This is a genomic window from Aquimarina sp. AU58 (genome assembly GCF_900312745.1).
GTDB classification, from domain to species: domain Bacteria; phylum Bacteroidota; class Bacteroidia; order Flavobacteriales; family Flavobacteriaceae; genus Aquimarina; species Aquimarina spinulae.
Window position 1 is genome coordinate 291,806 of sequence record NZ_OMPD01000007.1, and the last position, 23,262, is coordinate 315,067.

Sequence of the window (23,262 nt, forward strand, 5' to 3'; positions counted from 1 at the left end):
TCGACAAGTAGTAATATAATAACATTAAATTAAAAAAACGCAATACATAGCTAAACATTATGCCAGACACTTTAGACGACATACAATTACGTAGTGAAGAAGTACAGGAAATCCTAACCCGGGTTCCGCATTGGATGATACGATGGGGAAATCTTTTGATTTTGGTATTAGTACTGTTGTTATTATTTCTTTCCTGGCTGGTTAAGTATCCTGATGTAATACCAGCAGAAGCGATTATCACTACTCGAATACCACCACAAAAAGAATATGCCCAAACCAGTGGTAAAATTGAGTCTCTATTTGTTAAAGACAATCAAATTGTACCCAAAAACACTCCTCTGGCAATATTAGAAAGCAGTGCTAATTATAAAGATGTCTTTTTGCTTAAATCTATTGTAGACACTATTAAAGTAAATACGAAATCATTTACATTTCCTATCGATGAGTTACCGGTCTTATTTCTGGGAGATATCGAAACCAGCTTTGCAATATTTGAAAACAGTTATTCTGAATATATCCTGAATAAAGAATTACAACCTTTCTCTAATGAAGCCATAGCAAATCAAACTTCCTTATCAGAACTCTATAGGCGTTTAGAAAGCCTAAAAGCTCAAAAAAGGCTTGGTAAAGCCGAACTAGAGTTTAAACGAAAAGAGCTTCAGCGTCAAAAAAACCTATTTGAAAAAGGAGTAATCTCTGCACAAGAATTCGAAAGCAAAGAGCTCGATTACCTGCGAACAAAACGTAATTATGAAAATAACGACGTGCAGCTATCTCAAATTAACGAGAGTATTAGCAACGCTACCAAAACATCAAAAGGTACAGAAATCAATAAAAGGAAAGAAGAAATTAACTTGTTTAAAAAGGTGTTACAATCCTTTGGACAGTTAAAGAAAAGTATTAAAGACTGGGAGTTACAATACGTGCTTAAATCTGATATCGAAGGACGTGTTTCTTTTCTTAATTTTTGGACAGAAAATCAAACCGTAGCCCTGGGAGATCTTGTTTTTATTATTGTCCCTTCAGAATACTCTTCTTACCTGGCAAAAATCAAAGCTCCTTCTCAAAATTCGGGAAAAATAAAGGTTGGACAAACGGCTAATATTAGGTTAGAAAATTTCCCTGATGATGAGTTTGGAACGCTGAAAGGTAAAGTAAAGCACATATCTCTGTTACCAGATAAAGATGGGTTATATCTTATTGATGTTGAATTGCCCGAAAAACTAATTACTACCTATGACAAAGAAATTCCTTTTAAACAGGAAATGAGAGGTGTCGTAGAAATTGTAACCGAAGATCTTCGACTTATCGAGCGTTTCTTCTATCAATTTAGAACATTGATGGATAAGTAAACGTGAGTTCGACCTAAGAAAATTTACGTCAGTCAGAGTGATTTTCGGTAGAAAATTGTACTTCGACCTAGCTCAGCAGAACTATCGAAGACAAGTAAATTTTCAAGCAAAAGCCTTGTCATCCTGAGCTTCGTCGAAGGGTCGATACAATATAAGTTTAGAATTTTATAAAACCAGTCGCCCTGAGCCCTTCGATAAACTCACAACTATTTGAAAGCTATGTTAAGCTATAGAAATATGGATCATAAGCTATTGATTTTTTTGGATTATAACATATAAAACAAAAGGATTTTTATTTTCTGAAAATTATCTGCAATGTCAGATTGAGCCTGTCGAAATCCAATTAAAAATCAAGGGTTTATGAACTTCGACAGGCTCAGTTTGACATAACAAGTAGCAGAAAATAAAAAGTTTCGAATGCTAATGAGGTAAATTATGAGTCTACCTCTTCTGATATTTCTCCTTGAGAAGAATCAACCTCTTCTGATACTTCTTCCTGAACAGGGTTAACTTCTTCTGATACCTCTTCTTGAGAAGAACCAGCTACTGCTATCGGTTGAGCTTTCTCAAATTGCTCTTCCTCGCCCGAGAAATAAGGAAAAACATCCATAATCGGAGATTCTGAAATTGCAGGTACTGTGTAATCACTAACAGAATCCTTCATCATACTAATGGTATTATCATAGGCTTCTTTTACATCATTAGCCTGTACCAGCAGGTACATACTTGACTTTCTTTCCTTACCACTTTCTTCATCATAAGAAACCAGGGCTACTTTTGATTTAAACCATCGATCAGAATTATCAAAAGGATGTATCTCTGCAAAATTTGCAATCTTAATATTGGTGATTTTAAACTCTTCACTAATATATGCTGACATTTCTTCGTTAATTCTGGTTTCAGCTTCTGTATAGGACAAAGCATCTACCAGATAAGGTTCTGTTGTAACTTTCTGTACTCCAGATTCATCTATTTTTCTATACTTTACTTTACATTCATACCAAGTTGTGCTCATATCTTTTTTTTAGGATGGCAAATATATATTTTTAAAAAAATGCTTACCACGAATGCGCATAATAGATATTCACAATTTGAAAATTCTATGATTTCTTGATATGTATGTTCTTTTATCTAAACCCGGATTATGTATTAGAAAATCTATAACCTCTTGAAACTACTTCAAAATATATCGTTACACTACATTTTTCAGTTTAACCATAGCGATGCTATGCTAAAACTAAGAAAATGCCATATTTTATGGTACTTTCAAGTCTCATAACGAAGTTCTAATACACAATTCGGGTAACCGAAAACAACAAACTAAAAAACCTCACAGAGATACTGAAGCAGTATACTAAAAAGACCTCACAGGTTTTAAAAACCTGTGAGGTCTGATGTATTATCATACGTAAATTAAAGTACTAAGAACCTACTTCTTCTTTAGTTGTATCTGTACTTTTACTCGCTACCCATTCTCCTACTAATTCTTCTAATATCGTAAGGGGTACAGCTCCATTGGTTAATACTACATCATGAAACTCTCTGATATCAAACGCATCTCCAAGAGTTTTCCTTGCGTTTTCGCGTAGCTCAAGAATCTTAATCATTCCTATTTTATAGGCTGTTGCCTGGCTTGGCATAACAATATGGCGTTCTACCATTTTTATAGCATCACTTTCTGCATTGGGAGTATTATCAACATAATATTTAATCCCTTCTTCTCTACTCCATTTTTTGCTATGAATCCCTGTATCTACGACTAATCGGCAAGCTCTCCAAAGCTCCATTGCCAGTCTACCAAAATCTGAATACGGATCACTATACATTCCTATTTCTTTTGGTAATAGTTCTGTATATAATCCCCACCCTTCAGAATATGCTGTGTATCCACCAAATTTTCTGAATTTTGGGATGTCCTTCAATTCTTGTGCAATAGACAATTGCATATGATGTCCCGGTATACCTTCATGATATGCTAAAGCTTCCATCTGATAGATTGGCATTGCTGCCATATCATATAAATTGGCATAATATGTTCCTGGTCTTGAGCCATCGGGAGTTCCTCTTTGATAGAAGGCTTTTCCTGCGTTTTTCTCTCTAAAGGGTTCTACTGCTTTAACAATGATATCTGCTTTGGGTTTGGTCACAAAAAGCTCATCCAGTTTGGATTTCATTGTATCGATTAGTCCCACTGCTTGTTTAAGGTATGCTGCTTTTCCTTCTTCGGTATTTGCAAAATAGAACTTTTTATCTTCTTTCATATACTTGAAAAAATCCTGTAATGTTCCTTCATATTTAACTTGCTTCATAATATCCCGCATCTCACCATGAATACGAGCCACCTCTTTTAATCCTAGTTCATGAATCTGATCTGCAGTCATCGTTGTAGTGGTCGTGCGTTGTAATGCGTTATCATAAAATGCAGCTCCTTTAGGAAATTTCCAGCAACCATCATCTGTAGTTGCTCTTTGTTGTTGTCCTTCTAATAATGTAATAAGATTATCATAAGCTGGCTTTACACTGTCTATAAGTCCTTTTTCTGCTTTAGCCACTAATTCGCTCTGTTCTTCATCTGATAATTTAAGTGTCGAGATTTTACTTTTGAAATCGGCCAATAACGTACTTTCCTGATTAGATTTATCAAAGGGTTGCCCTACAATAATATTACGGCTATCATCAAGAACTCTGGCAAATACAAACTTAGGAGGAAGGATCCCGTTCTTTTCTCTAATCTTTATATTTTCTATCGCTTGAGTAAACATTTCATTAATACCATTTAACCTGGAGATATAAGCTTCTGCATCACTCTTATCCTTAATTTTATGCATGTTGATAAGAAAAGCAGGAATTCTGGATTGCATTCCAAACATTTGATTTACCGGGTAATCATAGAATCTATATTGAAAATCTACAATCTCATTTTCGAGATCTTTTTTCATTAATTTATAACTTAGAGCAGTTGCATCATTTAATTGAGATACATCTACAGAGTCCTTTAAATAGGCTAAACGCTCTTTTGCTTTTTCTAAATCTTCTGCTTCCTGTTTAGATGAAATATCATCCCATTTACCATAAGCGTCTGTTTTAATTCCTAAATACGTTTGCATCATTGGCGATTTATCAATTTCTTGCTGAAACTGTGCTTCGAACCAATCGTTTAGTTTTTTTGATTGCTCTTCGATAATCTCTGCTTGCGAAGCAGCATCCTGTTCTGGCGCTTTTACTTCTTGTTTACAGCTGGTTAATGCCAGAAAAGAAGAAAATAGCAATACACTAATTTTTATTTTGGTCATGATAGTATAATTAGGGTTAATTGGTTATTTTAAAATCATAACTTCTATTGCAGAATCATGATATACTTTATGCGTTTGCTTGGTAAAATCAGAAGCAGCTGCTTTAAAGATATTAGGAACATAAGTTTGCGGGTTTAAATCGATTAAAGGGAACCAGGTACTCTGCACCTGAACTTGTATTTTATGTCCTTTTTTAAACGTATGGTGTATATCCTGTAGCTTAATATTTACATCTGTTTTTTGATTAGCAACAAAAGGTTCGGGTTTACTAAAATCATTTCGAAAACGTCCTCTCATCACTTCACTACGAACCATCATATGATAATTGGCCATTTTTAAATATTTCTGTGTTTCTTCTGTATCTTTGGCATCATTAGGATACACATCTATCAATTTTACTACCCAGTCTGCATCTGTACCCGTTGTAGCTACCTTTAGCTTTGCTAATACTTCTCCCGATAATGTCATGTCCTCGGTAAGAACAGGGGTTTCAAAAACTAATACATCGGGACGACGTGCTGCAAATCTTTGATCATCTGTCATATATTTTCTTGGCGTAAATACCATTTTAACATCTTCGGAATAAGGAACTGGTTTTTTGGGGTCACTTATAAATTCTGAAACCCCCGCTCCACTTTTACCAGACAACTCATCATTGGCAGAAAGGTAAAATGTCTTTTTCTCTACATTTGCAGGTGGCCAGCTTTCATAAGAATTCCATTCCTTTTTTCCGGTATCAAAAATCTGAATTTCTGGTAACCCGGTTTTTCCATCTGCATCTCCTTTTAAGAAGTGATTAAAAAAGGTAGTTTCTACATTTTTTTGAAAATTTAAAGAAAGGTCATCTCCAAAATATACGTTACCAATGGCTTGACGCTTTTTGGTTCTTGCCCAATCCCCATGACTCCATGGCCCAAAAACCATAATGTTATAATTATCACTTTTCTTTTCGATATTTTCATAGGTCTCAAAAGGGCCATATAAATCTTCGGCATCAAACAAACCTCCTACAGTCATTACTGCCGGTTTGATCGTTTGGTTTTTTAAGTGTTGAATTATTCCTCTTTTTTGCCAGAATTCATCATAATTCGGGTGTTCTTTTAATTGTGTCCAAAATACATTGTCTTCTTTATAATACTGGTCTAAAGTGCTTAAAGGCCCTGCATCCAGAAAGAATTGATATTGATCTTTACTTTTCAAGTCAGGAAAAGTATACCAACTCTCTGTTGTAGGTTTAGTTTTTTCATACCCAAAAACCGCTGTAGCTCTCCAATAGCTCAATAAATATGCTCCATTATGATGAAAATCATCAAAAAAGAAATCACCTATACATGCTTGTGGTGATACTGCTTTTAAAGCAGGATGTGCATCTAATAAAGAATACGTTGCATAGAAACCAGGGTAAGAGATCCCCCATATTCCTACTTTTTTATTAGTATTCGATACATTCTTCACCAACCAGTCTATGGTATCATAGGTATCACTGGCTTCATCAAATTGTTTTCCTTTTTTACCAGGAATATAGGCTCTCATATTATCATAGACCCCTTCGCTCATCCAACGTCCGCGTACATCCTGATAAACAATAATATTGCCTTCTTTCATTAAAAATTCATTTGGACCTATTTTAGATCTAAATTCATCTTTACCATATGGCCTTGAACTATACGGAGTTCGATGCATTAAAATTGGATATTTTTTTGAGGTATCCTTTGGTGTGTAAATGGTAGTGTGAAGTTTAACACCATCTCTCATCACAATATCAACTTCTTGTTTTGTGTAGTGTTCTTTTATAGTATAGGAATCTGCTTCCTGCGAGAACATAACACTTGTGTAAAGAAGTACTATGCTTCTTAAAAGAATAAATCTGACTGATCGCATTGGTTTTAGTTTAGTTTATTGCTGAAGATAAAAAAATGGTACTGCGAGCCAGATAGTTTTAAGGAGATTTTAACAACTTACAATCAATATATACATACTACAATAGGCACAAAGCAATATAGTGACTCTATAGAAAATCATATTATTTTTCTATAAAAGGCGGTCCTGTTATTTTTTCGAAAGCTATAACTTTTGCTAAACTATAATCACCAAAAAGCATTTTTTTAAGTTGAAATGTCGCTTTTATACCATAGTTTTTTTCAGCCATCTTAAATGGGCTTTCTGGCCATAATTTGTCAAAGTCTGCTTTACTTACATATACCCACCTAATAGTGCCATAAGGTTCTGCAAGCCATACTCTTTTATTTTTATTTAGAGACTCAAAACTATATCTTATATAATCTTTCTGTTCTATATCAATCATTTTATATTTTATAGAAGAGTCAATTATGATAGTCGAATTCAAGGTCAAGACCCTGTACCTAAATAATACAATCAAAAAAAATAGAAATACTACTCCACAAATACTTATAAAAACATTCATTACCTATCGGTGGTTTTAGTAGTTTTAATGTAAAGAAATTATTTTCTAAAATTCTTCAGGCCTTTCTGTAACCATTTAAGATATTCATTTGTATCCGGGGTATAAGCAGTAGTTTTGTTAAGTAAATTCATATCTGCATCTAATAATGCATAATAAGGTTGTGAGTTATTTTTGAAGTTTAAGGTCTGAAATGTTGCCCACTTATCTCCTACTGTTCTAATGGCTTTAATTCTTCCATCGGGTTTTAAGAACTTAAACTGATCATCTTCTGATAACTTCTCTCGATCATCAACATACAAAGAGATTAATACATACTTATTCTTAAGGATATCGATAATTTCTGGATGACTCCATACTTGTTCTTCCATTTTACGACAATTCACGCAAGCCCAGCCTGTAAAATCGAGCATAATAGGTTTGTTTTGGGCTTTGGCAGCTTGCACTCCTACTTCAAAATCTGTATATGCATTAAGTCCTAAAGGTCCATGAGCTTCTTTTTCATAAATACTATAAAATAATGGTGGAGGAAAACCACTTAGCAATTTTAAATTCGCATAGGCGGTATTCGTAAGTCCAGGAACCAAATAAATAACAAATGCCAAGGTAATAATACCCAGCGTTTTTCTTCCTTTACTTAATTTTTGTATTGGGCTATCATGTGGAAAGCGTATTTTTCCGAAAAGGTATAAGACCATACCCAGGCCGATTACTATCCAAATACCTATAAATATTTCTCTTTTTAAAATTCCCCAATGCTCAACAAGATCTGCATTTGAAAGAAATTTAAATGCTAATGCCAGTTCGATAAAACCCAGGACTACTTTTACAGTATTTAACCATCCACCACTTTTTGGTAAAGAATTTAACCAATTAGGAAATAACGCAAATAGTGCAAATGGTAACGCTAAGGCTAATCCAAAACCTCCCATACCAAAACTTAATTGCATCGCTCCCCCATCACTACTTAGAGAACCTCCTAATAATGATCCCAAGATGGGTCCTGTACACGAGAAGGATACCAGAGCTAGTGTTAATGCCATAAAGAATATACCTATCACTCCCCCAATACTTGTAGCTTTACTATCAAGCTTGGTACTCCAGGAAGCTGGTAAGGTAATTTCGAAATAACCAAAAAAGGATATTGCAAATACAATAAAAATGACAAAGAAGACAATATTAAGCGTCACATTTGTCGAAATATTATTCAATATCTCTGGATCTAATGAGTCTAACAAATGAAAAGGAAGACTTAATAAAATATAGATAATAAATATAAAAACCCCATACAAAATAGCATTAAACAACCCTTTTTTACGATCCTTGGCTCCTTTGGTAAAAAAAGAAACTGTAAGAGGTATCATAGGAAATACACAAGGTGTCAATAAGGCTATTAATCCTCCCAAAAACCCTAAAAGGAAAATATTAAAATAACTTTTCTCCTCTACTTGCTCTGAAGGAAAAACATCTTTACCTTTTATATCAATATGTAATGCTTCAGACTTTTTTTGATCCTTTGCTGTAATACTAGACAGATCTCCTTTATTTTCGATTGCTTCTCCAGAAAGATTGATATCAAATTCTACAACCTCTGGAGCCAAACATTTCTCATCATCACAAACCGAAAAGAATACTTCTGCTTTAACCTGTTGCAACGTCTTGTCTATACGCTTGATTTTTTGAGAAAAAGTCACTTTATCTTCAAAATATTTCACATCCATCTCGAAGATATTATCAAACTTCTCGATACCTTTAGGTTCTATCGTTTCTCCTATAAGTGCATAACTCTCTGGAGTAGTATTATAAGTAAACTCTGTTGGTGTTGGAGCTATTTCATCGCTATCTGCTTCATTTTGAGAATATAAATGCCATCCTTCGTCAAGAGTCGCTTCAAAGTATAAAACAAAAGTATCATCAGTTTCCTTCTCTATAGTAGCTTTCCACTTAACAGGATCCAGCGTTTGTGAAGAAAGCGTTGTAGAAAATAAAACAGTGGTAAGTAATAGTAAGAGATATCGCATCAGGCTATTGTAATTTTAAGTATTTGTTTTGTTTGGGGTATTATTTTAAATCTATTATCTGCTCTATAGTTTATAATCCAAATTATTTCTTTTCCAGAACATAATAACCATACTCTTTCTTTGGCTAATAAAGATAATTTTTCATCTTTAAAATATTTACTCAATTTCTTTTTCCCTTTCATTCCCAGAGGATAAAAATAGTCGCCTTCTTTCCATTTTCTTACAGTTAATGGGTACTTTAACTTTTCTTTATCAACATAAATGGTCTTGAGGTCAATATCCGATATTTCGGATATCATTTTAAATTTGAGGGTTCCCGGGGGAATCATTAACATACTTTCGGCTTCAGGTATGTTATAATTGCGATCCTCTATTTTTTCTGATATCGGACTCAATAACAAGTATTCTCTATCCTTTACCAAACGATGGGTTCCCGAAAAAATTTGTTTCCCTGATTGACCAGTGATCATATGTTCTATATCTCCCCATGCTGTAAAATCATATTCTTTTAATAAAAAATACAGGCTAGCTTTTGGGTCTCCGTAATCCATTAATCTATTAATAGGTATCTTAATGATATCATTTTCTGAAACCTCGAACAACTCTTTTTTTAGTAAGGTTACCTGATTTTTAATAAATTCGTTACTCTGTTTTAAATATTCTAAAGTGGTATTAAAATTCTCTAAAAACTGAGGATTAACACCTTTTAACTCTGGAATTACATCAAGGCGAAGTTTATTTCTAAGATATTTTGCACTCTTATTACTGCTATCTTCTCTCCATTGCCAATCATTCTTTTTTGCATACGTCAAAATTTGCGCTCTTGAAAAAGGTAATAACGGCCGTACAAAAATCCCATTAACTTCTGGTATACCTGTTAACCCTTCTATTCCTGTGCCTCTGGACAGGTTAATTAAAAAAGTTTCTAGATTATCATCTGTATGATGCGCAGTGAGAATATAATCAAACTGATGCTCTAGAGCTAGTTTTTTAAACCAATCGTAGCGCAACTCTCTAGCTGCCATCTGTATTGACAAATTATGATCTACAGCATAATTTTTGGTATCAAATTGGGTAATAAAAACCGAAGATTGAAGTGCTTCAGACAATTGAGTAACAAAGTTTGCATCCTCATCACTTTCTTCTCCTCTTAGTTTAAAATTACAATGTGCGATACTATATTGCAGATGTAATGCCTGGCAAAGCCTTACAAGCATAACGCTATCTAATCCGCCACTACATGCAATTAGTAGTTTGCTTCCTGATAGAAATGAAAGGTTTTCTGTAATATGATCTTTAAACTCTTGTAACAACAGATTTTGGATTGAAGTTTTTCGATTTTTCAAATATACGATTTTGAATTGCGATAACCATCTTCTACCAAATTACATTCTACATATTGATTATCAGGTTTTTAACACTTTTTTCAATTTGTTTTTCTTATTTTTAGAAAGCAACTCTTAAATTACTGATAAATGAATAGGACACATGAATTACAAGAATTTTATGAGGCAGATGATCAAAGGGAATTTAGTAAAAAATTATTATCCATTGTACCACACTTACATCCCTATGTAAAACACAGATTATATATTGCAGAAAGCGTAGGCATTTTACCTCAGAACATGTATTGTTCTAACGGTATTATAGACGATGCAATATTGAAACTTTATCATGATGATCTTGATGTCGAAATAGATACCTTATCTCTCGAGCTTCAACTTTTTAAAATTGCCGATGAGCTTATTGATGAATTATACATTCGCGAAGGATGGCATCAAACAAGCATTAGCACCAGTTATTTTCTTAAAGAAGAACTCGAAAAACTCGAAGAAAACTATACTGTAGAAGCAGATAACGAACTTATTATGAAAGAAGAGTTAGATGATATTTGTTATCATCAAAATTCTGAAGAAAAGCAGAATTTTATATATACTGATATGGATTCTGATATCCTTAAGGTTATAGATTCTGAACCCTCTTCTGAACATCGAAAACAGAAGTTATTAGGAAAATTCTATAGTTGGCTCCCCATAGAAACTTCTAAAATTATTGATCTCTTTGTTTTTGGGAAATTAAATTTTGAAGAAATTGCTAAAATTAAAGAGATAACTGCACAAGAAGTCAAGGAAATTATCATTGATGTGCGAAAGAGTTTTAGGAGGAATCTTATTTAGGATATATTAGAAATTATCGGTTTTTAGAATTTCAAAACTTAATTGTTTTCTATTTTGCGTATAAAAGATTATCAATTATGATAGTTCTTACCCGTTGTGCATTTAGATATTTTTTTATTAATAACTATAATTATGCAAGTCTAAAGGAGTGATTCGACTTTAAAAGAAGTGTATCGAGCCCTTCGATACACTCAGGATGACAAAGATTTTAGTTTAAAAAAGCTATTCTCGATACATTTTTTCTTCATGTCATCTCGAGCCCTTCGATAAACTCAGGGCAGGCTAAAGTCGAGAGGCCATTACGAAAAAACACTCGAATTGACACTTTTTAAGGAACACTACATCTAATTACCAAAGACTTACAAGAAAAAAGCAGCATTCTACTTCATCATAAATAACCCATCACCGTTTCTTTTAGGTCAAATTCACGGTTTACGGGGTGTTTTTACCCACTACAAAACGGACCTTTGTATCCGAAATATATCAATAAAGTAAACCTATGAAAAACGTAAAACTTTTTATAGCACTGTGCATTGGTGTTATTCCTATCTCATACTCCAGCAATGATAGTATCCTACTAGAAACCACCAATCAAGTAGTTTTATCCTATTGCCTTGCAAAAGAAGATCCTACTAGAATTTTTGCAGTAGACTCAAAAACAGGAGAACTAAACAACGAAGAAAAAATAACCGTAGATCTAACCAATGCTACAGAAACTATTAAAAGCATTATCATATTTACTGATGCTAATTTAAAAAAAGCATTGTTGGCGCATACCCCTATAATAGATACTAATAGTGATGGAGAAATCTCTGAAAATGAAGCTAAAAATGTAAAAGAACTTTTTTTAAATCGTAAAAACATCTACGATCTCTCAGAAATCAAATATTTTACAGCGTTGACCAAGTTAGAATGTAACAATAATCAACTCACTACTCTGGATATAAGTAAAAATACAGCCTTAGATCGACTGTCTTGTATTCAAAATCAACTTACTACTCTGGATATAAGCAAAAATACAAAATTAAGATCCCTGAATTGTATTCAAAATCAACTTACTACTCTGGATATAAGTAAAAATATAGCGTTGAAATGGTTGACTTGTGGTTATAATCAACTTACTGCTCTGGATATAAGTAAAAATACAGAATTGACTCATTTGGCTTGTAATTATAATCAAATCACTACTCTGGACATAAGCAAAAATATGTTGCTAAAATGGCTGGTCTGTAGTTATAATCAACTTAGTACTCTAGATACAAGTAAAAATACAGAATTAGAATTTCTAAATTGCCCATATAATCAACTCACTACTCTGGATACGAGTAAAAATAGAGCCTTAGAATTCCTAAATTGTCAAAATAATAAACTCAATACTCTCGATATATGCAAAAATATAGTGCTTACCAGATTAGAATGTGATAATAATCAACTCCATTCTCTAAACATGAAAAACGGGAACAATGCTGCTTTTACCGGGGTAAGTCTAAAAAACAATCCCTCTCTTACTTGTATAACTGTAGATAATCCTACTGGATCATATGTAAACAAATGGCAAAAAGATGCTACTACAAGCTATACTAACGATTGTAGCACGCCATAATAAAATTTATCAGACCTACACCCCTTCTAATACTTCTCGCATTGCTTTTGCCTTAAGTAAACATTCTTCGTATTCTTTATCGGGATCTGACTTGGCAGTTATAGCCCCACCAACGGTATATGATATATATTGGCGTTCCTCATTGTAGAGAATACTTCTAATTACTACATTAAAGTCAAAATCTCCATCTGGGGTAAAATATCCTACGGCTCCACTATATATACCTCTTTTAGACTTTTCGAGGTTTTCTATGATTTGCATTGCAGAAATCTTAGGTGCTCCAGTCATACTTCCCATTGGGAAAGTTGTTTTGATAACATCAACAGGAGAAATGGTATCATCAATTGTAGAAGTTACCGTAGATATCATTTGATGCACTTGTTTAAACGAATACACCTTACACAATTCCTCAACAACAACCGATCCTTTGGTTGCAGTTCGTGATAAATCATTTCGTACCAGATCTACAATCATTACATTTTCTGATCGCTCTTTAGGGTCACCATAAAGGTCTGATACTAATCTCTTATCCTCCTCAATATCTTGTGATCTTTTTGCCGTTCCTTTTATGGGTTGTGAAATTACTTTTTGCCCTTCTTTTCGCAAATAGCGTTCTGGTGAAGCTGATAACAAATAGTGATCATTCATCCTAAAAAATGTGGCAAAAGGAGGTTTTGAAATATCGTTTAAGTGATGGTATGTCTGTAAAGGATCTATACAGCTGTTTTTTGCAAAAAACTCCTGACAGAAATTCGCTTCATAAATATCTCCCCGATGTATATGGGCAAGCATTTCATTTACCTTCTCTTTATATTCATCTTTTGTGATACGCAAGCTTATTTTTACCTTACCACAAGGTTGCTCTGTAGTATTTTTTTTGAGTAATGAATGCTCAGAGATTACCTTAAAATCTTCTTCTATTTCATCATCTACCATTCTCAAATAATGCATTTCAAGAATGTTTCCTTTGAGCAGAAAAAGTTTTTTAGGCTGAAAAAAGTACAAATCCGGAAAACATAACTCGTCCTTATTTTCAGAAATTAAATCTTCTGTATCATTTTTCAGATCATAAGAAAGATAACCAAAAATCCAATCCGAAGTTACGCTTTGATATTCTTTTAGTGTATCAAAACCATTATAATAATCGGTTTTAATCGTCGTAAAAGCATCTACTGCCAATACCGCATCATAACTTGAATATTGCTGTGAATAGCTATTAGAATCCAGCCAAATAGCCTCTTCAAATTGCTGTCCCCAGTGTAATAGCTTTCTTTTAAATTCTAAAAAATCTTCTAAAGTATATTGTTGAACACTTCGCACTTACTCATTAGATTTGATGTGCAAAAGTACTGAGAACTTCGTTTAATCCCAATAAAAGTGTCTCATCTGTTACTGTATTAGATTCTATAGAAAAATTATCATAAAAAGAAGGAAAACTAAAACTCTCTACGATCTCGGCACCAAACCTGGGAAACACGTTTTTAGCAAATTCTAATGCGCTTAATCCTCCTCTTTTTCCGGGAGAAGTACTCATTAATAAAATCTTCTTTCCTTCCAGAAAATTACGATCTAGTCGAGATAACCAATCTATTACATTTTTAAAAAAAGCACTCCAGCTCCCATTATGTTCATTTACCGAAATAATCAACGCATCAGCCTCAGAAATTTCTTGTTTTAACCCCATAACCATCCCGGGGAAACCAGCTTTTTTTTCTTCATCTTCACTATACATTGGCATAGCATAATTTACCAGGTTAATTATTCTTATATCATGTCCCTTTATTTCTGAAACTACAAACTCTACGAGTTTATGATTAATAGAAGTACTGCTATTAGAACCTGCGAAGGCAATAATTTTCTTCATTAGTATCGTATTAGAAAGTCAAAAGTAACCAAAATGTTCACAGTCCCAAAATAAGGCTACCTTTGTAGCATCAAAAAAATAGATCAATTGACTTTTCGAGATTTAAATCTAAGTACACAACTTCTTAATGCCCTTGATGATTTAGGGTTTGAGACCCCTACACCTATTCAGGAAAAAGCTTTTGCCCCTGTAATGTCTGGAAAAGATGTTGTAGGTATTGCACAAACAGGTACCGGTAAAACATATGCCTATATGCTTCCGATTTTAAGGATGCTAAAATATTCTGTACAACAAAACCCAAGAATATTGGTATTAGTTCCTACACGAGAACTTGTTGTACAGGTAGTTGATGAAATCGAAAAACTTTCTACATATACTAATGTGCGAATAACAGGAGTGTATGGAGGTACGAATATCAATACACAAAAACAAGCCGTTTCGCAAGGGTTAGATATTATAGTTGCTACTCCAGGGCGTTTATATGACTTGGCCGTAAGCAGAGCTTTACAACTTAAATCTATTCAGAAACTGGTAATCGATGAAGTTGATGTAATGTTAGATTTAGGATTTAGACATCAATTGATGAATATTTTTGATATCCTTCCGCGACAGCGACAAAATATTATGTTTTCGGCTACAATGACAGATGAAGTAGACCAAATGATTTCAGAAATATTTATCAAACCACAAAAAATATCAATTGCCAAAAGTGGGACACCTCTTGAAAACATCAAACAGTATGGTTACAAGATTCCAAATTTTTATACAAAAGTTAATCTGCTGGAACAATTGCTTTCTGATAAAGAAACCTATCACAAAACACTAATTTTTGTTGGTTTTAAAAAGATCGCCGATCGTTTATTTGAGCAGTTAGAAAAAAAATACGCAGACGAGATTTGTATTATCCACTCTAACAAAACTCAAAACTATAGATTACGGAGTATAGAGCAGTTTAGAAAAGGAGAAAATCGAATATTGATCGCTACAGATGTAATGGCCAGAGGTTTGGACATAGAAAATGTAAGTCAGGTAATTAATCTCGACACCCCAGAATATCCAGAAAATTATATGCATCGTATTGGTAGAACCGGTCGTGCCGAAAAAGAAGGAGTCTCGTTTGTACTTACTACAGAAAAAGAACAAGAACATCTGGAGGCTATCGAAAGTTTGATGGAGATGAAAATCGAGCAATTAGACATTCCCTCTGGTGTAGAAATTTCTGATCAGCTTACTCCAGAAGAACAACCCAAAGTTAAAGAAATCAATAATCCTCATAAACGTCCTAATGAGGAAGTTGGAGCTTCTTTTCATGAAAAGAAAGAAAAAAACAAGAAAGTAAACCTTGGAGGTTCATACCAACGAGAGATTAAGAAAAAATATAAAAAACCTAAAACCAAAGGGGATAAAACATATAATTTAAGAAATAAAAAAAAGAAGCGATAATGTAACTGATTTTGCTTTTTTAGATTAAACTCTTCTAATACCTATTTATGGATTTAAATCTTGCTGTATTAATAGATGGTGATAATATACCATCTACTTATATAAAAGAAATGATGGAAGAAATTGCAAAATATGGCAATCCAACTATCAAAAGAATTTATGGAGATTGGACTAAACCAGATCTTACTAAATGGAAAAAGATTCTTCTGGAAAATGCAATAACACCTATCCAGCAATATGGATATACAAAAGGTAAAAATGCTACAGATTCTGCAATGATTATAGATGCAATGGATATTCTATATTCTGAAAAAGTGAATGGCTTCTGTTTAGTATCTAGTGATAGTGATTTTACACGTTTAGCAACAAGGCTTAGAGAGGCAGGGATGAAAGTCTTTGGAATAGGAGAAAAAAAGACACCAGACCCATTTATTGTAGCTTGTGATAAATTTATTTATCTCGAAATTCTTAAATACGAAGCAGAAGAAAATGAATCGGAATCTATTGATAATAAAGCCGTTTCTAAAAACAGTGTTGATAAAATCACTTCAAAAGAGATTAAATTAATTTCGCATACTATATCCGACGTAGCCGATGATGATGGTTGGGCTTTTCTTGGAGATGTTGGTAGTTTGTTACAAAAAAAGCAACCAAATTTTGATTCCAGAAACTACGGTTTTCAGAAATTAACTCCTTTAATCAAGTCTATTAAAAATTTTGAAATTGAACAACGTGAAGCTGCTAAAGGAAGGTCTAAATTGATCTATGTTCGGAATAAAAGACAAAGAAAAAAATAAGCTAATTGTAACAAAAAATACAGACATGAAATCATTAGTATTAAAAGGAGTAATATTTTTCATTATTCTAACATCCTTTCAGATAGAAGCTCAACAGGTCTATAAAGAAAAGTTTGCACATACTTTTTCTATTGTAGCAAGAGATAAAACTACCGGAGAGATGGCAGTAGGAGTGCAAAGTCACTGGTTCTCTGTAGGGTCGATTGTATCCTGGGGGCAATCTGGTGTTGGTGTGGTAGCAACACAATCCTTTGTTAATCCTGCATACGGTCCTAATGGACTTACACTTATGTCTGAAGGTAAAAGTGCCAAAGAAGCGCTCGATCTTCTGGTGGCAAAAGATGATGGAAAAGATTTTAGACAAGTAGCCTTTCTGGATGCAAAAGGTAATGCAGCTGCTTTTACTGGCGAAAAATGTATTGTCTCTGCGCATCATATTGTTGGAGATAATTATGCTGTACAAGCCAATATGATGCTTAATGACAAAGTGGTTCCTGCAATGGCCAAGGCTTTTGAAGAACATAAAGATCTACCCCTGGCCGATCGCGTAGTCAAAGTACTTATCGCTGCTCAGGAAGCCGGAGGAGACATTAGAGGTAAGCAATCTGCTGCACTGGTAGTTGTGAATGCAAAACCAGCCAAAAACACCTGGGAAGATAAAAAAGTAAATCTAAGAGTAGATGATCATGCAACACCATTAGTAGAATTACAACGTCTGTTGCAAGTACATAAAGCTTATGAATATATGAATAAGGGAGATCTGGCAGTAGAAGCCGGAGATATGGAGATGGCGCTTGCAGCCTATGGAGCTGCAGAACAATTGTTTCCCGAAAATTTAGAAATGAAATATTGGAAAGCAATAGCATTGGCCAATAATAAAAGGCTAGATGAAGCATTACCTATATTAAAGCAAATTTTTGATAAAGATGAAAACTGGAGAGAACTCACCAAAAGGCTCCCAAAATCAGGATTATTAACCGTATCAAAAACACAACTTAATCAAATCCTTACCTTATAGAATATGTATTAAAGTTTCAAGTTTGCATTAACCCGTTACCCGTTATCTTGACTCATAAATTTACACTTCTTAATAAACACATCAAATCAATGAAAAGTAAATTATCCCTATTGTTTATCTTTTTTGCTCTGCTTATCGCATGTAAAGAATCAAAAAAGAATACTTCTAAAAATGAGAAACCATTATCTAAGGAAATTGTACTCAATGAAAATGATATCTATTCTGTATTGGTTTCTAAGAATAATCAAATTGTATTTGAAGAGTATTATAATGGTAAAACATCAGGGAATGTATCAAACGTTCAGTCTCTTACCAAAGGGGTTATGAGTATTCTTATTGGAATTGCAATCGATAAAAAATTTATTACCAGTGAAAATGAAACCATTGATACATACTTCACCGATGAATTCAAAAATATTGAAGACGAGAGAAAAAAGACGATTACTATTAAACACTTGCTAAATCAAACCTCTGGACTTTCCTGGAAAGGTTTCTTAGAGCATCAAAACTGGATAAATAGTGAAAACCCAATAGCATTTGTCTTACAAAAAAAATTAGAGCACACTCCTGGAGAAACATATAATTACAATACCGGCGCTACCCACCTGCTATCTGCTATCCTAAATAAATCTACAGGAAAAACAACTCTTGAGTTTGCAAATGAAAATTTGTTCAATGCATTAGCTATTAATACTGTAAATTGGAAAAAACGAAATGATGGTCATTATGATGGTGGTGGACTTGGATTAGAAATGAAGCCTGGTGATCTTTTAAAAATAGGTCAATTATTAGAGAATCAGGGTACACATAATGGTGTTGAAATAGTTTCTAAACCATGGGTAGAAAAACTATTTGATGTAAACGAAAAATTAGCTACCAATTGGGGACTAAGAAATTCTAAACATGGTTTTTGTTGGTATCATGCAAATCTAAATGGGGATCGTATTAATTATGGAATGGGATATGGCGGACAATTCATAATCATGATTGCTGATAAAAACTTGGTGATCGTAACAACACATAATCACGATACCCCAAACGGAATTAAACAACAAATCAAGTTCTTAAATGGAAAACTTCCATTATTAATTGAAAAATATGGTAATTAACACCTGCAATATTTTATAAATGGCCTCTATCTTTGCTCATGGATTTACAGCATATGCCTTTGGTAAAAGTTTTTCGAAAGAAATATATACCAAAAAGTTATGGGTATTAGGAATTATCTGTTCCATCCTTCCTGACGCTGATGTTATAGGTTTTAAATTTGGTATAACGTATGAAAGCTTTTGGGGGCATAGAGGATTTTCACATTCATTACTCTTTGCTTTACTTCTGGGGATTATAGTTACTTTTATTTTCTATTTTAAAAAAGCATATACCAAAACAGGAGTTGCACTAATTTTATATTTTACCGTTTGCACGGCTTTTCATGGCGTTCTTGATGCCATGACTACAGGGGGGCTTGGGATTGCATTCTTCTCTCCTTTTGATACTACCCGATATTTTTTTCCGTGGCGACCGATTCAGGTATCCCCAATTGGTGCTAGTAAGTTTTTTAGTACCTGGGGCATTAAAGTATTGTTAAGTGAGTTGATCTGGGTCGCCATACCAACGAGTATTTATATCTTAGTGATTCGTTATTTCAGAAAACGAAAAAACTAACTTCAAAAAACAATGAAAAACTCGATTAAACCTCTATTTATTTTAATACTCCTATGGCGGACAGGAGTTATTAATGTATACTATTTCTCTATTTAAAACTGAACAATAATATATGAGAGAATTTCAAAATAACACTTCACCAAAAAGCAAAAGAAAATCAAAAGTTACTATAGGGCAAGCTTTTAAAACCATCATATGGCCTCGAAAAAATCTTGTTTTTATTGGATTATTATTAATTGTACTAAGTAGATTAGCTAGCCTGGTATTACCTATGGCCAGTAAATATCTAATGGATGATGTTATCGCCAAAAAAGATTATGAAATGCTAAAAATGCTTTTGATTGGCGTAAGTCTCGCAATTCTGGTACAAGCAGTAACATCATTTCTTTTAACTCGAATACTAAGTGTACAGGCACAATTTCTAATTTCAGAATTAAGGGCACAAGTACAGAAAAAAGTGCTCTCTTTACCTATTAGTTTCTTCGACAACACAAAATCCGGAGCATTAGTATCTCGTATTATGAGTGATGTAGAAGGTGTTCGTAATCTTATTGGTACTGGATTAGTACAATTAGTTGGAGGTACAATTACGGCTATTATCTCATTGGTATTGCTCATTAGAATTAGCCCTTCGATGACATTATTTGTGCTGGTTCCTGTATCTGTATTTGGAATCGTAGCTTTAAAAGCATTCAAATATATTCGTCCAATCTTCAGGAAACGAGGAGTTATCAATGCAGAAGTTAAAGGTCGATTAACCGAAACTCTTGCCGGAGTACGAGTAATAAAAGGATTTAATGCCGAGGCACAAGAAAACAAAACCTTCGAAGAAGGAGTAGATCGACTATTTCAAAATGTAAAAAAGAGTTTAACCGCTACTGCATTAATGACTAGTTCTTCAACATTTTTATTGGGTATTGCTTCTACCGGAATTATGGGAATTGGTGGATATAAAATTATGATTGATGAATTGACCATTGGTGATTTTCTTTCGTTTACACTACTGCTGGGATTTATGATTGCACCCATTGTACAAATGAGTAATATCGGAAGCCAGTTAACCGAAGCACTGGCAGGTCTGGATCGTACCGAAGAGCTTATGAATATGACTCCGGAAGAAGAAATAGAGGATAGAAACATCACTTTAGAACATATAACAGGAGATATCATCTTTGACAATGTTTCATTTTCATATGAAGAAGGAAAAGAAGTACTGCATAACATTAGTTTTAAAGCTCCTTCGGGATCTGTAACTGCTTTGGTAGGCAGCTCTGGTTCTGGTAAATCTACAATCGCCGGATTAGCAGCTACATTCTTAAACCCAAAATCAGGAACTATTACTATTGATGATAATGATATTTCTAAAGTAAAGTTACATAGTTACCGACGTAATCTGGGAGTTGTATTACAAGATGAATTCTTGTTTGAAGGTTCTATTAGAGAAAATATTTTATTTCCTAACCCAGGAGCTACAGAAGCACAATTGCAACAAGCTGTAAAAGCTTCATACGTGAATGAGTTTACAGATCGTTTTGACGATGGATTAGATACGCTAATAGGAGAACGAGGTGTAAAACTTTCTGGAGGACAACGACAGCGAATTGCCATTGCAAGAGCTATTCTGGCAAATCCTAAAATTATTATTCTTGATGAAGCAACATCAAACCTGGATACAGAAAGCGAAGCTTTAATTCAAAAAAGTCTTGGTGAATTAATGAAAGGTAGAACCACTTTTGTTATTGCACATAGATTAAGTACAATCAAAAAAGCAGATCAAATTTTGGTTATCGAGTCTGGTAACATAGCCGAACACGGTAATCATGATGAACTTATTGCTGCAAAAGGCAGATATTTTGACTTATACACATATCAAGCTAGAATTTAGTATTTTTAGAATACAAAAAATCAAGCTTATGAAAAATAACATTAGAGGTGGTGATGCGCCAATCGCATGCCAATTAGAGGTTGACAAAAACTATGCTTGGTGTTCTTGTGGTCATAGTACAGATCAACCGTTTTGCAATGGTAATCATAAAAATACAGGAGGTTCTCCTCCTATCATTTTTTGTGTAGAAGAAACAAGAGAGGCTTATTTATGTACTTGTAAACAGACCAACGATCCTCCATATTGTGATGGATCACACAACAATTAAAAAAACTGTTTATTGATCATGACGAGGTAGCATTATAAAAGTGATTTGCTACCTCTATCATTAAGATCGATATATATTACTGTATCGTTTTTTGGTTTTGATTGAATGATTGTAATTTATTTTTATCCTTTAATGCTATTTTGGAGTATTCTAAGTCATTGCTTTGTTTAAAAGTTCCTTCAGGGTTAACAATGCAATGAAAAGGAATCTCTGAAAAATAAAACTTCTGCATTGTTTCTGGATCATTACCATTGGTGTTCAATTGGACTCCTTTTGGATTTTTATTGGTTATATATTTTAACCACCGCTTTGTATCTCGATCTATTGAAATATCAATAAATATAATACTCTCATCCTCTCTAAATTCATTTTTCATTTGTTCGAGTATCGGTTTTTCTGCTATACAAGGAGGGCACCATGTGGCCCAAAAAGTGATATATAATGTTTTTCCTCTATAACTATTTAAAGAAATTAAATTTCCTTCTGAATCAATATATTCTATATCTGGCACATAATTATCTGAGGTTGTACTAAAATCCCATAACTTCTGAGCATGTACTAAGTCTCCACCCTGTGTTACTTTAAATCCTTTTTGTAATAAAATCAGAGGTTGAGAAAGTAGAAAATAAGTAAACACAAAAATCAAAATAAAGCCAGAAGATACTTTATATAATTTTTTCACCTCTTTTCTTGAGACTATCAGTGTCAAAACTCCAATGATGATAAGTACTAATGCAAAAGGGAAATACAAAAATCTAAATGGTTTAAAAATCAAAAGTGACAAAAACAGAAAAGGAAGATACTGTATAGAAGTATTCTTATTTATCATTCCACTTACATAAAACCCTAATATGCATATCAAAATAGGCACCCATTTTAGTAATGCAGGATTATAAATAGGGAGTATTTTGAGAAATAGAAAAAACAATGCAAATAATAGTATTGCGAAAGAAAGAATTCCCAAAAGAATTTTAAAAATTGATTTTTTGATCATAACTCTACTCTTTTTCTTTAGTTATCCATGTAAAAATAATTGTAGCAATTCTTGAAACTATGAAAACAAAAAAACCAAAGACTGCAGGAAGTGCAGATACTTTTAATCCGCTTGCAAAAACATGAGTAGAGATTTCATCTATTATTTCGACTTTATCAAACATCCCTACAATACCTATTAACTGACCTAATAATCCCCATACTAATGTTAAAAGCCCTATAGAATTGATTAGGTTAATGTATTTCTCTGAAGGAATACCTTTTTGTATGACTACCCATATATTTTTTATAATGATAAGCAATACGATCAGAAACAGAACAACTATCGGTATCATAAAAAACATTCCTCCCTCTTCTATTCTATCACCAAGGGATGTAAAGATCGATGAAGTTTCTTTTTGTGAAATAAACAGCTTTGTAATATTGAGCATTAAATTGGTCATCCTATAAAATCTATTTTA

At 33.5% G+C, this 23,262-nt stretch carries 20 protein-coding genes; 10 read left to right on the forward strand and 10 right to left on the reverse strand.

The window, feature by feature from the left end; genetic code table 11:
- Window positions 1-59 precede the first annotated feature (59 nt).
- Window positions 60-1,352: an HlyD family secretion protein gene (locus DK441_RS03705; protein WP_109097535.1), complete on the forward strand. Its 1,293-nt coding sequence runs from the start codon at window positions 60-62 to the stop codon at window positions 1,350-1,352.
- 433 nt (window positions 1,353-1,785) lie between these two features.
- Here the strand turns inward: DK441_RS03705 and DK441_RS03710 are convergent, their stop codons facing one another.
- From DK441_RS03710 to tilS, 6 genes are all read right to left on the reverse strand, one after another.
- Complete coding sequence (locus DK441_RS03710; RefSeq protein WP_109097536.1) at window positions 1,786-2,367, reverse strand: DUF4494 domain-containing protein; 582 nt, start codon at window positions 2,365-2,367, stop codon at window positions 1,786-1,788.
- 406 nt (window positions 2,368-2,773) lie between these two features.
- The gene (locus tag DK441_RS03715; protein WP_109097537.1) at window positions 2,774-4,645 is read right to left on the reverse strand and encodes a DUF885 family protein; all 1,872 of its coding nucleotides are present in this window, start codon (window positions 4,643-4,645) and stop codon (window positions 2,774-2,776) included.
- A 24-nt stretch (window positions 4,646-4,669) separates the two neighbouring features.
- Window positions 4,670-6,526, reverse strand: a complete 1,857-nt coding sequence (locus tag DK441_RS03720; RefSeq protein WP_109097538.1) for a CocE/NonD family hydrolase — start codon at window positions 6,524-6,526, stop codon at window positions 4,670-4,672.
- Window positions 6,527-6,668: 142 nt separating this feature from the next.
- Window positions 6,669-6,950, reverse strand: a complete 282-nt coding sequence (locus DK441_RS03725; RefSeq protein ID WP_109097539.1) for a hypothetical protein — start codon at window positions 6,948-6,950, stop codon at window positions 6,669-6,671.
- A 158-nt stretch (window positions 6,951-7,108) separates the two neighbouring features.
- Window positions 7,109-9,088, reverse strand: a complete 1,980-nt coding sequence (locus tag DK441_RS03730; RefSeq protein ID WP_109097540.1) for a thioredoxin family protein — start codon at window positions 9,086-9,088, stop codon at window positions 7,109-7,111.
- Window positions 9,088-10,434, reverse strand: a complete 1,347-nt coding sequence (gene tilS, locus DK441_RS03735; RefSeq protein ID WP_235015699.1) for a tRNA lysidine(34) synthetase TilS — start codon at window positions 10,432-10,434, stop codon at window positions 9,088-9,090. Before tilS ends, DK441_RS03730 begins: the two co-directional genes overlap by 1 nt.
- Before the next feature lie 129 nt (window positions 10,435-10,563).
- Here tilS and DK441_RS03740 point away from each other — a divergent pair, with 129 nt between their 5' ends.
- Window positions 10,564-11,265: a hypothetical protein gene (locus tag DK441_RS03740; RefSeq protein ID WP_109097542.1), complete on the forward strand. Its 702-nt coding sequence runs from the start codon at window positions 10,564-10,566 to the stop codon at window positions 11,263-11,265.
- 499 nt (window positions 11,266-11,764) lie between these two features.
- Complete coding sequence (locus DK441_RS03745; protein WP_109097543.1) at window positions 11,765-12,868, forward strand: leucine-rich repeat domain-containing protein; 1,104 nt, start codon at window positions 11,765-11,767, stop codon at window positions 12,866-12,868.
- Between the two features lie 15 nt (window positions 12,869-12,883).
- Here DK441_RS03745 and pabB read toward each other — a convergent pair whose 3' ends face one another.
- Window positions 12,884-14,188 (reverse strand): aminodeoxychorismate synthase component I, encoded by a 1,305-nt coding sequence (gene pabB / locus DK441_RS03750; RefSeq protein WP_109097544.1) that lies wholly within the window; start codon window positions 14,186-14,188, stop codon window positions 12,884-12,886.
- A gap of 7 nt (window positions 14,189-14,195) precedes the next feature.
- On the reverse strand, window positions 14,196-14,732 hold the full coding sequence (locus DK441_RS03755; protein WP_109097545.1) for an NADPH-dependent FMN reductase: 537 nt from the start codon (window positions 14,730-14,732) through the stop codon (window positions 14,196-14,198).
- 87 nt (window positions 14,733-14,819) lie between these two features.
- On the opposite strand from DK441_RS03755, the gene DK441_RS03760 reads away from it, so the two are divergent.
- The 7 genes from DK441_RS03760 (at window position 14,820) to DK441_RS03790 (ending at window position 21,808) form a co-directional block, all read left to right on the forward strand.
- A complete protein-coding gene (locus DK441_RS03760; protein ID WP_109097546.1) occupies window positions 14,820-16,175 on the forward strand; it encodes a DEAD/DEAH box helicase in 1,356 nt (451 codons plus the stop codon).
- Between the two features lie 47 nt (window positions 16,176-16,222).
- Window positions 16,223-16,972, forward strand: coding sequence for an NYN domain-containing protein (locus DK441_RS03765; RefSeq protein WP_109097547.1), 750 nt, complete (start codon window positions 16,223-16,225; stop codon window positions 16,970-16,972).
- A 25-nt stretch (window positions 16,973-16,997) separates the two neighbouring features.
- A complete protein-coding gene (locus tag DK441_RS03770; RefSeq protein ID WP_109097656.1) occupies window positions 16,998-17,990 on the forward strand; it encodes a DUF1028 domain-containing protein in 993 nt (330 codons plus the stop codon).
- Between the two features lie 89 nt (window positions 17,991-18,079).
- Complete coding sequence (locus tag DK441_RS03775; protein WP_109097548.1) at window positions 18,080-19,099, forward strand: serine hydrolase; 1,020 nt, start codon at window positions 18,080-18,082, stop codon at window positions 19,097-19,099.
- 19 nt (window positions 19,100-19,118) lie between these two features.
- Window positions 19,119-19,655, forward strand: a complete 537-nt coding sequence (locus DK441_RS03780; RefSeq protein WP_025664051.1) for a metal-dependent hydrolase — start codon at window positions 19,119-19,121, stop codon at window positions 19,653-19,655.
- A gap of 112 nt (window positions 19,656-19,767) precedes the next feature.
- Window positions 19,768-21,540 carry an ABC transporter ATP-binding protein gene (locus tag DK441_RS03785; protein ID WP_109097549.1) on the forward strand — a complete coding sequence of 591 codons (1,773 nt, stop codon included), beginning with the start codon at window positions 19,768-19,770 and terminating at the stop codon, window positions 21,538-21,540.
- Window positions 21,541-21,568: 28 nt separating this feature from the next.
- Complete coding sequence (locus tag DK441_RS03790) at window positions 21,569-21,808, forward strand: CDGSH iron-sulfur domain-containing protein (RefSeq protein ID WP_025664048.1); 240 nt, start codon at window positions 21,569-21,571, stop codon at window positions 21,806-21,808.
- Between the two features lie 76 nt (window positions 21,809-21,884).
- Here the strand turns inward: DK441_RS03790 and DK441_RS03795 are convergent, their stop codons facing one another.
- Both DK441_RS03795 and DK441_RS03800 read right to left on the reverse strand, forming a co-directional pair.
- Window positions 21,885-22,802, reverse strand: coding sequence for a redoxin family protein (locus DK441_RS03795; RefSeq protein WP_109097550.1), 918 nt, complete (start codon window positions 22,800-22,802; stop codon window positions 21,885-21,887).
- 4 nt (window positions 22,803-22,806) lie between these two features.
- Window positions 22,807-23,244: a MotA/TolQ/ExbB proton channel family protein gene (locus DK441_RS03800; RefSeq protein ID WP_109097551.1), complete on the reverse strand. Its 438-nt coding sequence runs from the start codon at window positions 23,242-23,244 to the stop codon at window positions 22,807-22,809.
- Window positions 23,245-23,262 lie beyond the last annotated feature (18 nt).

What these genes read in the sequence shown, in the direction of transcription:
- DK441_RS03705 (WP_109097535.1), top strand. Translation starts at nt 60, where the DNA reads ATGCCAGACACTTTAGACGACATACAATTACGTAGTGAAGAAGTACAG.
- DK441_RS03710 (WP_109097536.1), bottom strand. Translation starts at nt 2,367, where the DNA reads ATGAGCACAACTTGGTATGAATGTAAAGTAAAGTATAGAAAAATAGAT.
- DK441_RS03715 (WP_109097537.1), bottom strand. Translation starts at nt 4,645, where the DNA reads ATGACCAAAATAAAAATTAGTGTATTGCTATTTTCTTCTTTTCTGGCA.
- DK441_RS03720 (WP_109097538.1), bottom strand. Translation starts at nt 6,526, where the DNA reads ATGCGATCAGTCAGATTTATTCTTTTAAGAAGCATAGTACTTCTTTAC.
- DK441_RS03725 (WP_109097539.1), bottom strand. Translation starts at nt 6,950, where the DNA reads ATGATTGATATAGAACAGAAAGATTATATAAGATATAGTTTTGAGTCT.
- DK441_RS03730 (WP_109097540.1), bottom strand. Translation starts at nt 9,088, where the DNA reads ATGCGATATCTCTTACTATTACTTACCACTGTTTTATTTTCTACAACG.
- DK441_RS03740 (WP_109097542.1), top strand. Translation starts at nt 10,564, where the DNA reads ATGAATAGGACACATGAATTACAAGAATTTTATGAGGCAGATGATCAA.
- DK441_RS03745 (WP_109097543.1), top strand. Translation starts at nt 11,765, where the DNA reads ATGAAAAACGTAAAACTTTTTATAGCACTGTGCATTGGTGTTATTCCT.
- DK441_RS03755 (WP_109097545.1), bottom strand. Translation starts at nt 14,732, where the DNA reads ATGAAGAAAATTATTGCCTTCGCAGGTTCTAATAGCAGTACTTCTATT.
- DK441_RS03765 (WP_109097547.1), top strand. Translation starts at nt 16,223, where the DNA reads ATGGATTTAAATCTTGCTGTATTAATAGATGGTGATAATATACCATCT.
- DK441_RS03770 (WP_109097656.1), top strand. Translation starts at nt 16,998, where the DNA reads ATGAAATCATTAGTATTAAAAGGAGTAATATTTTTCATTATTCTAACA.
- DK441_RS03775 (WP_109097548.1), top strand. Translation starts at nt 18,080, where the DNA reads ATGAAAAGTAAATTATCCCTATTGTTTATCTTTTTTGCTCTGCTTATC.
- DK441_RS03780 (WP_025664051.1), top strand. Translation starts at nt 19,119, where the DNA reads ATGGCCTCTATCTTTGCTCATGGATTTACAGCATATGCCTTTGGTAAA.
- DK441_RS03785 (WP_109097549.1), top strand. Translation starts at nt 19,768, where the DNA reads ATGAGAGAATTTCAAAATAACACTTCACCAAAAAGCAAAAGAAAATCA.
- DK441_RS03790 (WP_025664048.1), top strand. Translation starts at nt 21,569, where the DNA reads ATGAAAAATAACATTAGAGGTGGTGATGCGCCAATCGCATGCCAATTA.
- DK441_RS03795 (WP_109097550.1), bottom strand. Translation starts at nt 22,802, where the DNA reads ATGATCAAAAAATCAATTTTTAAAATTCTTTTGGGAATTCTTTCTTTC.
- DK441_RS03800 (WP_109097551.1), bottom strand. Translation starts at nt 23,244, where the DNA reads ATGACCAATTTAATGCTCAATATTACAAAGCTGTTTATTTCACAAAAA.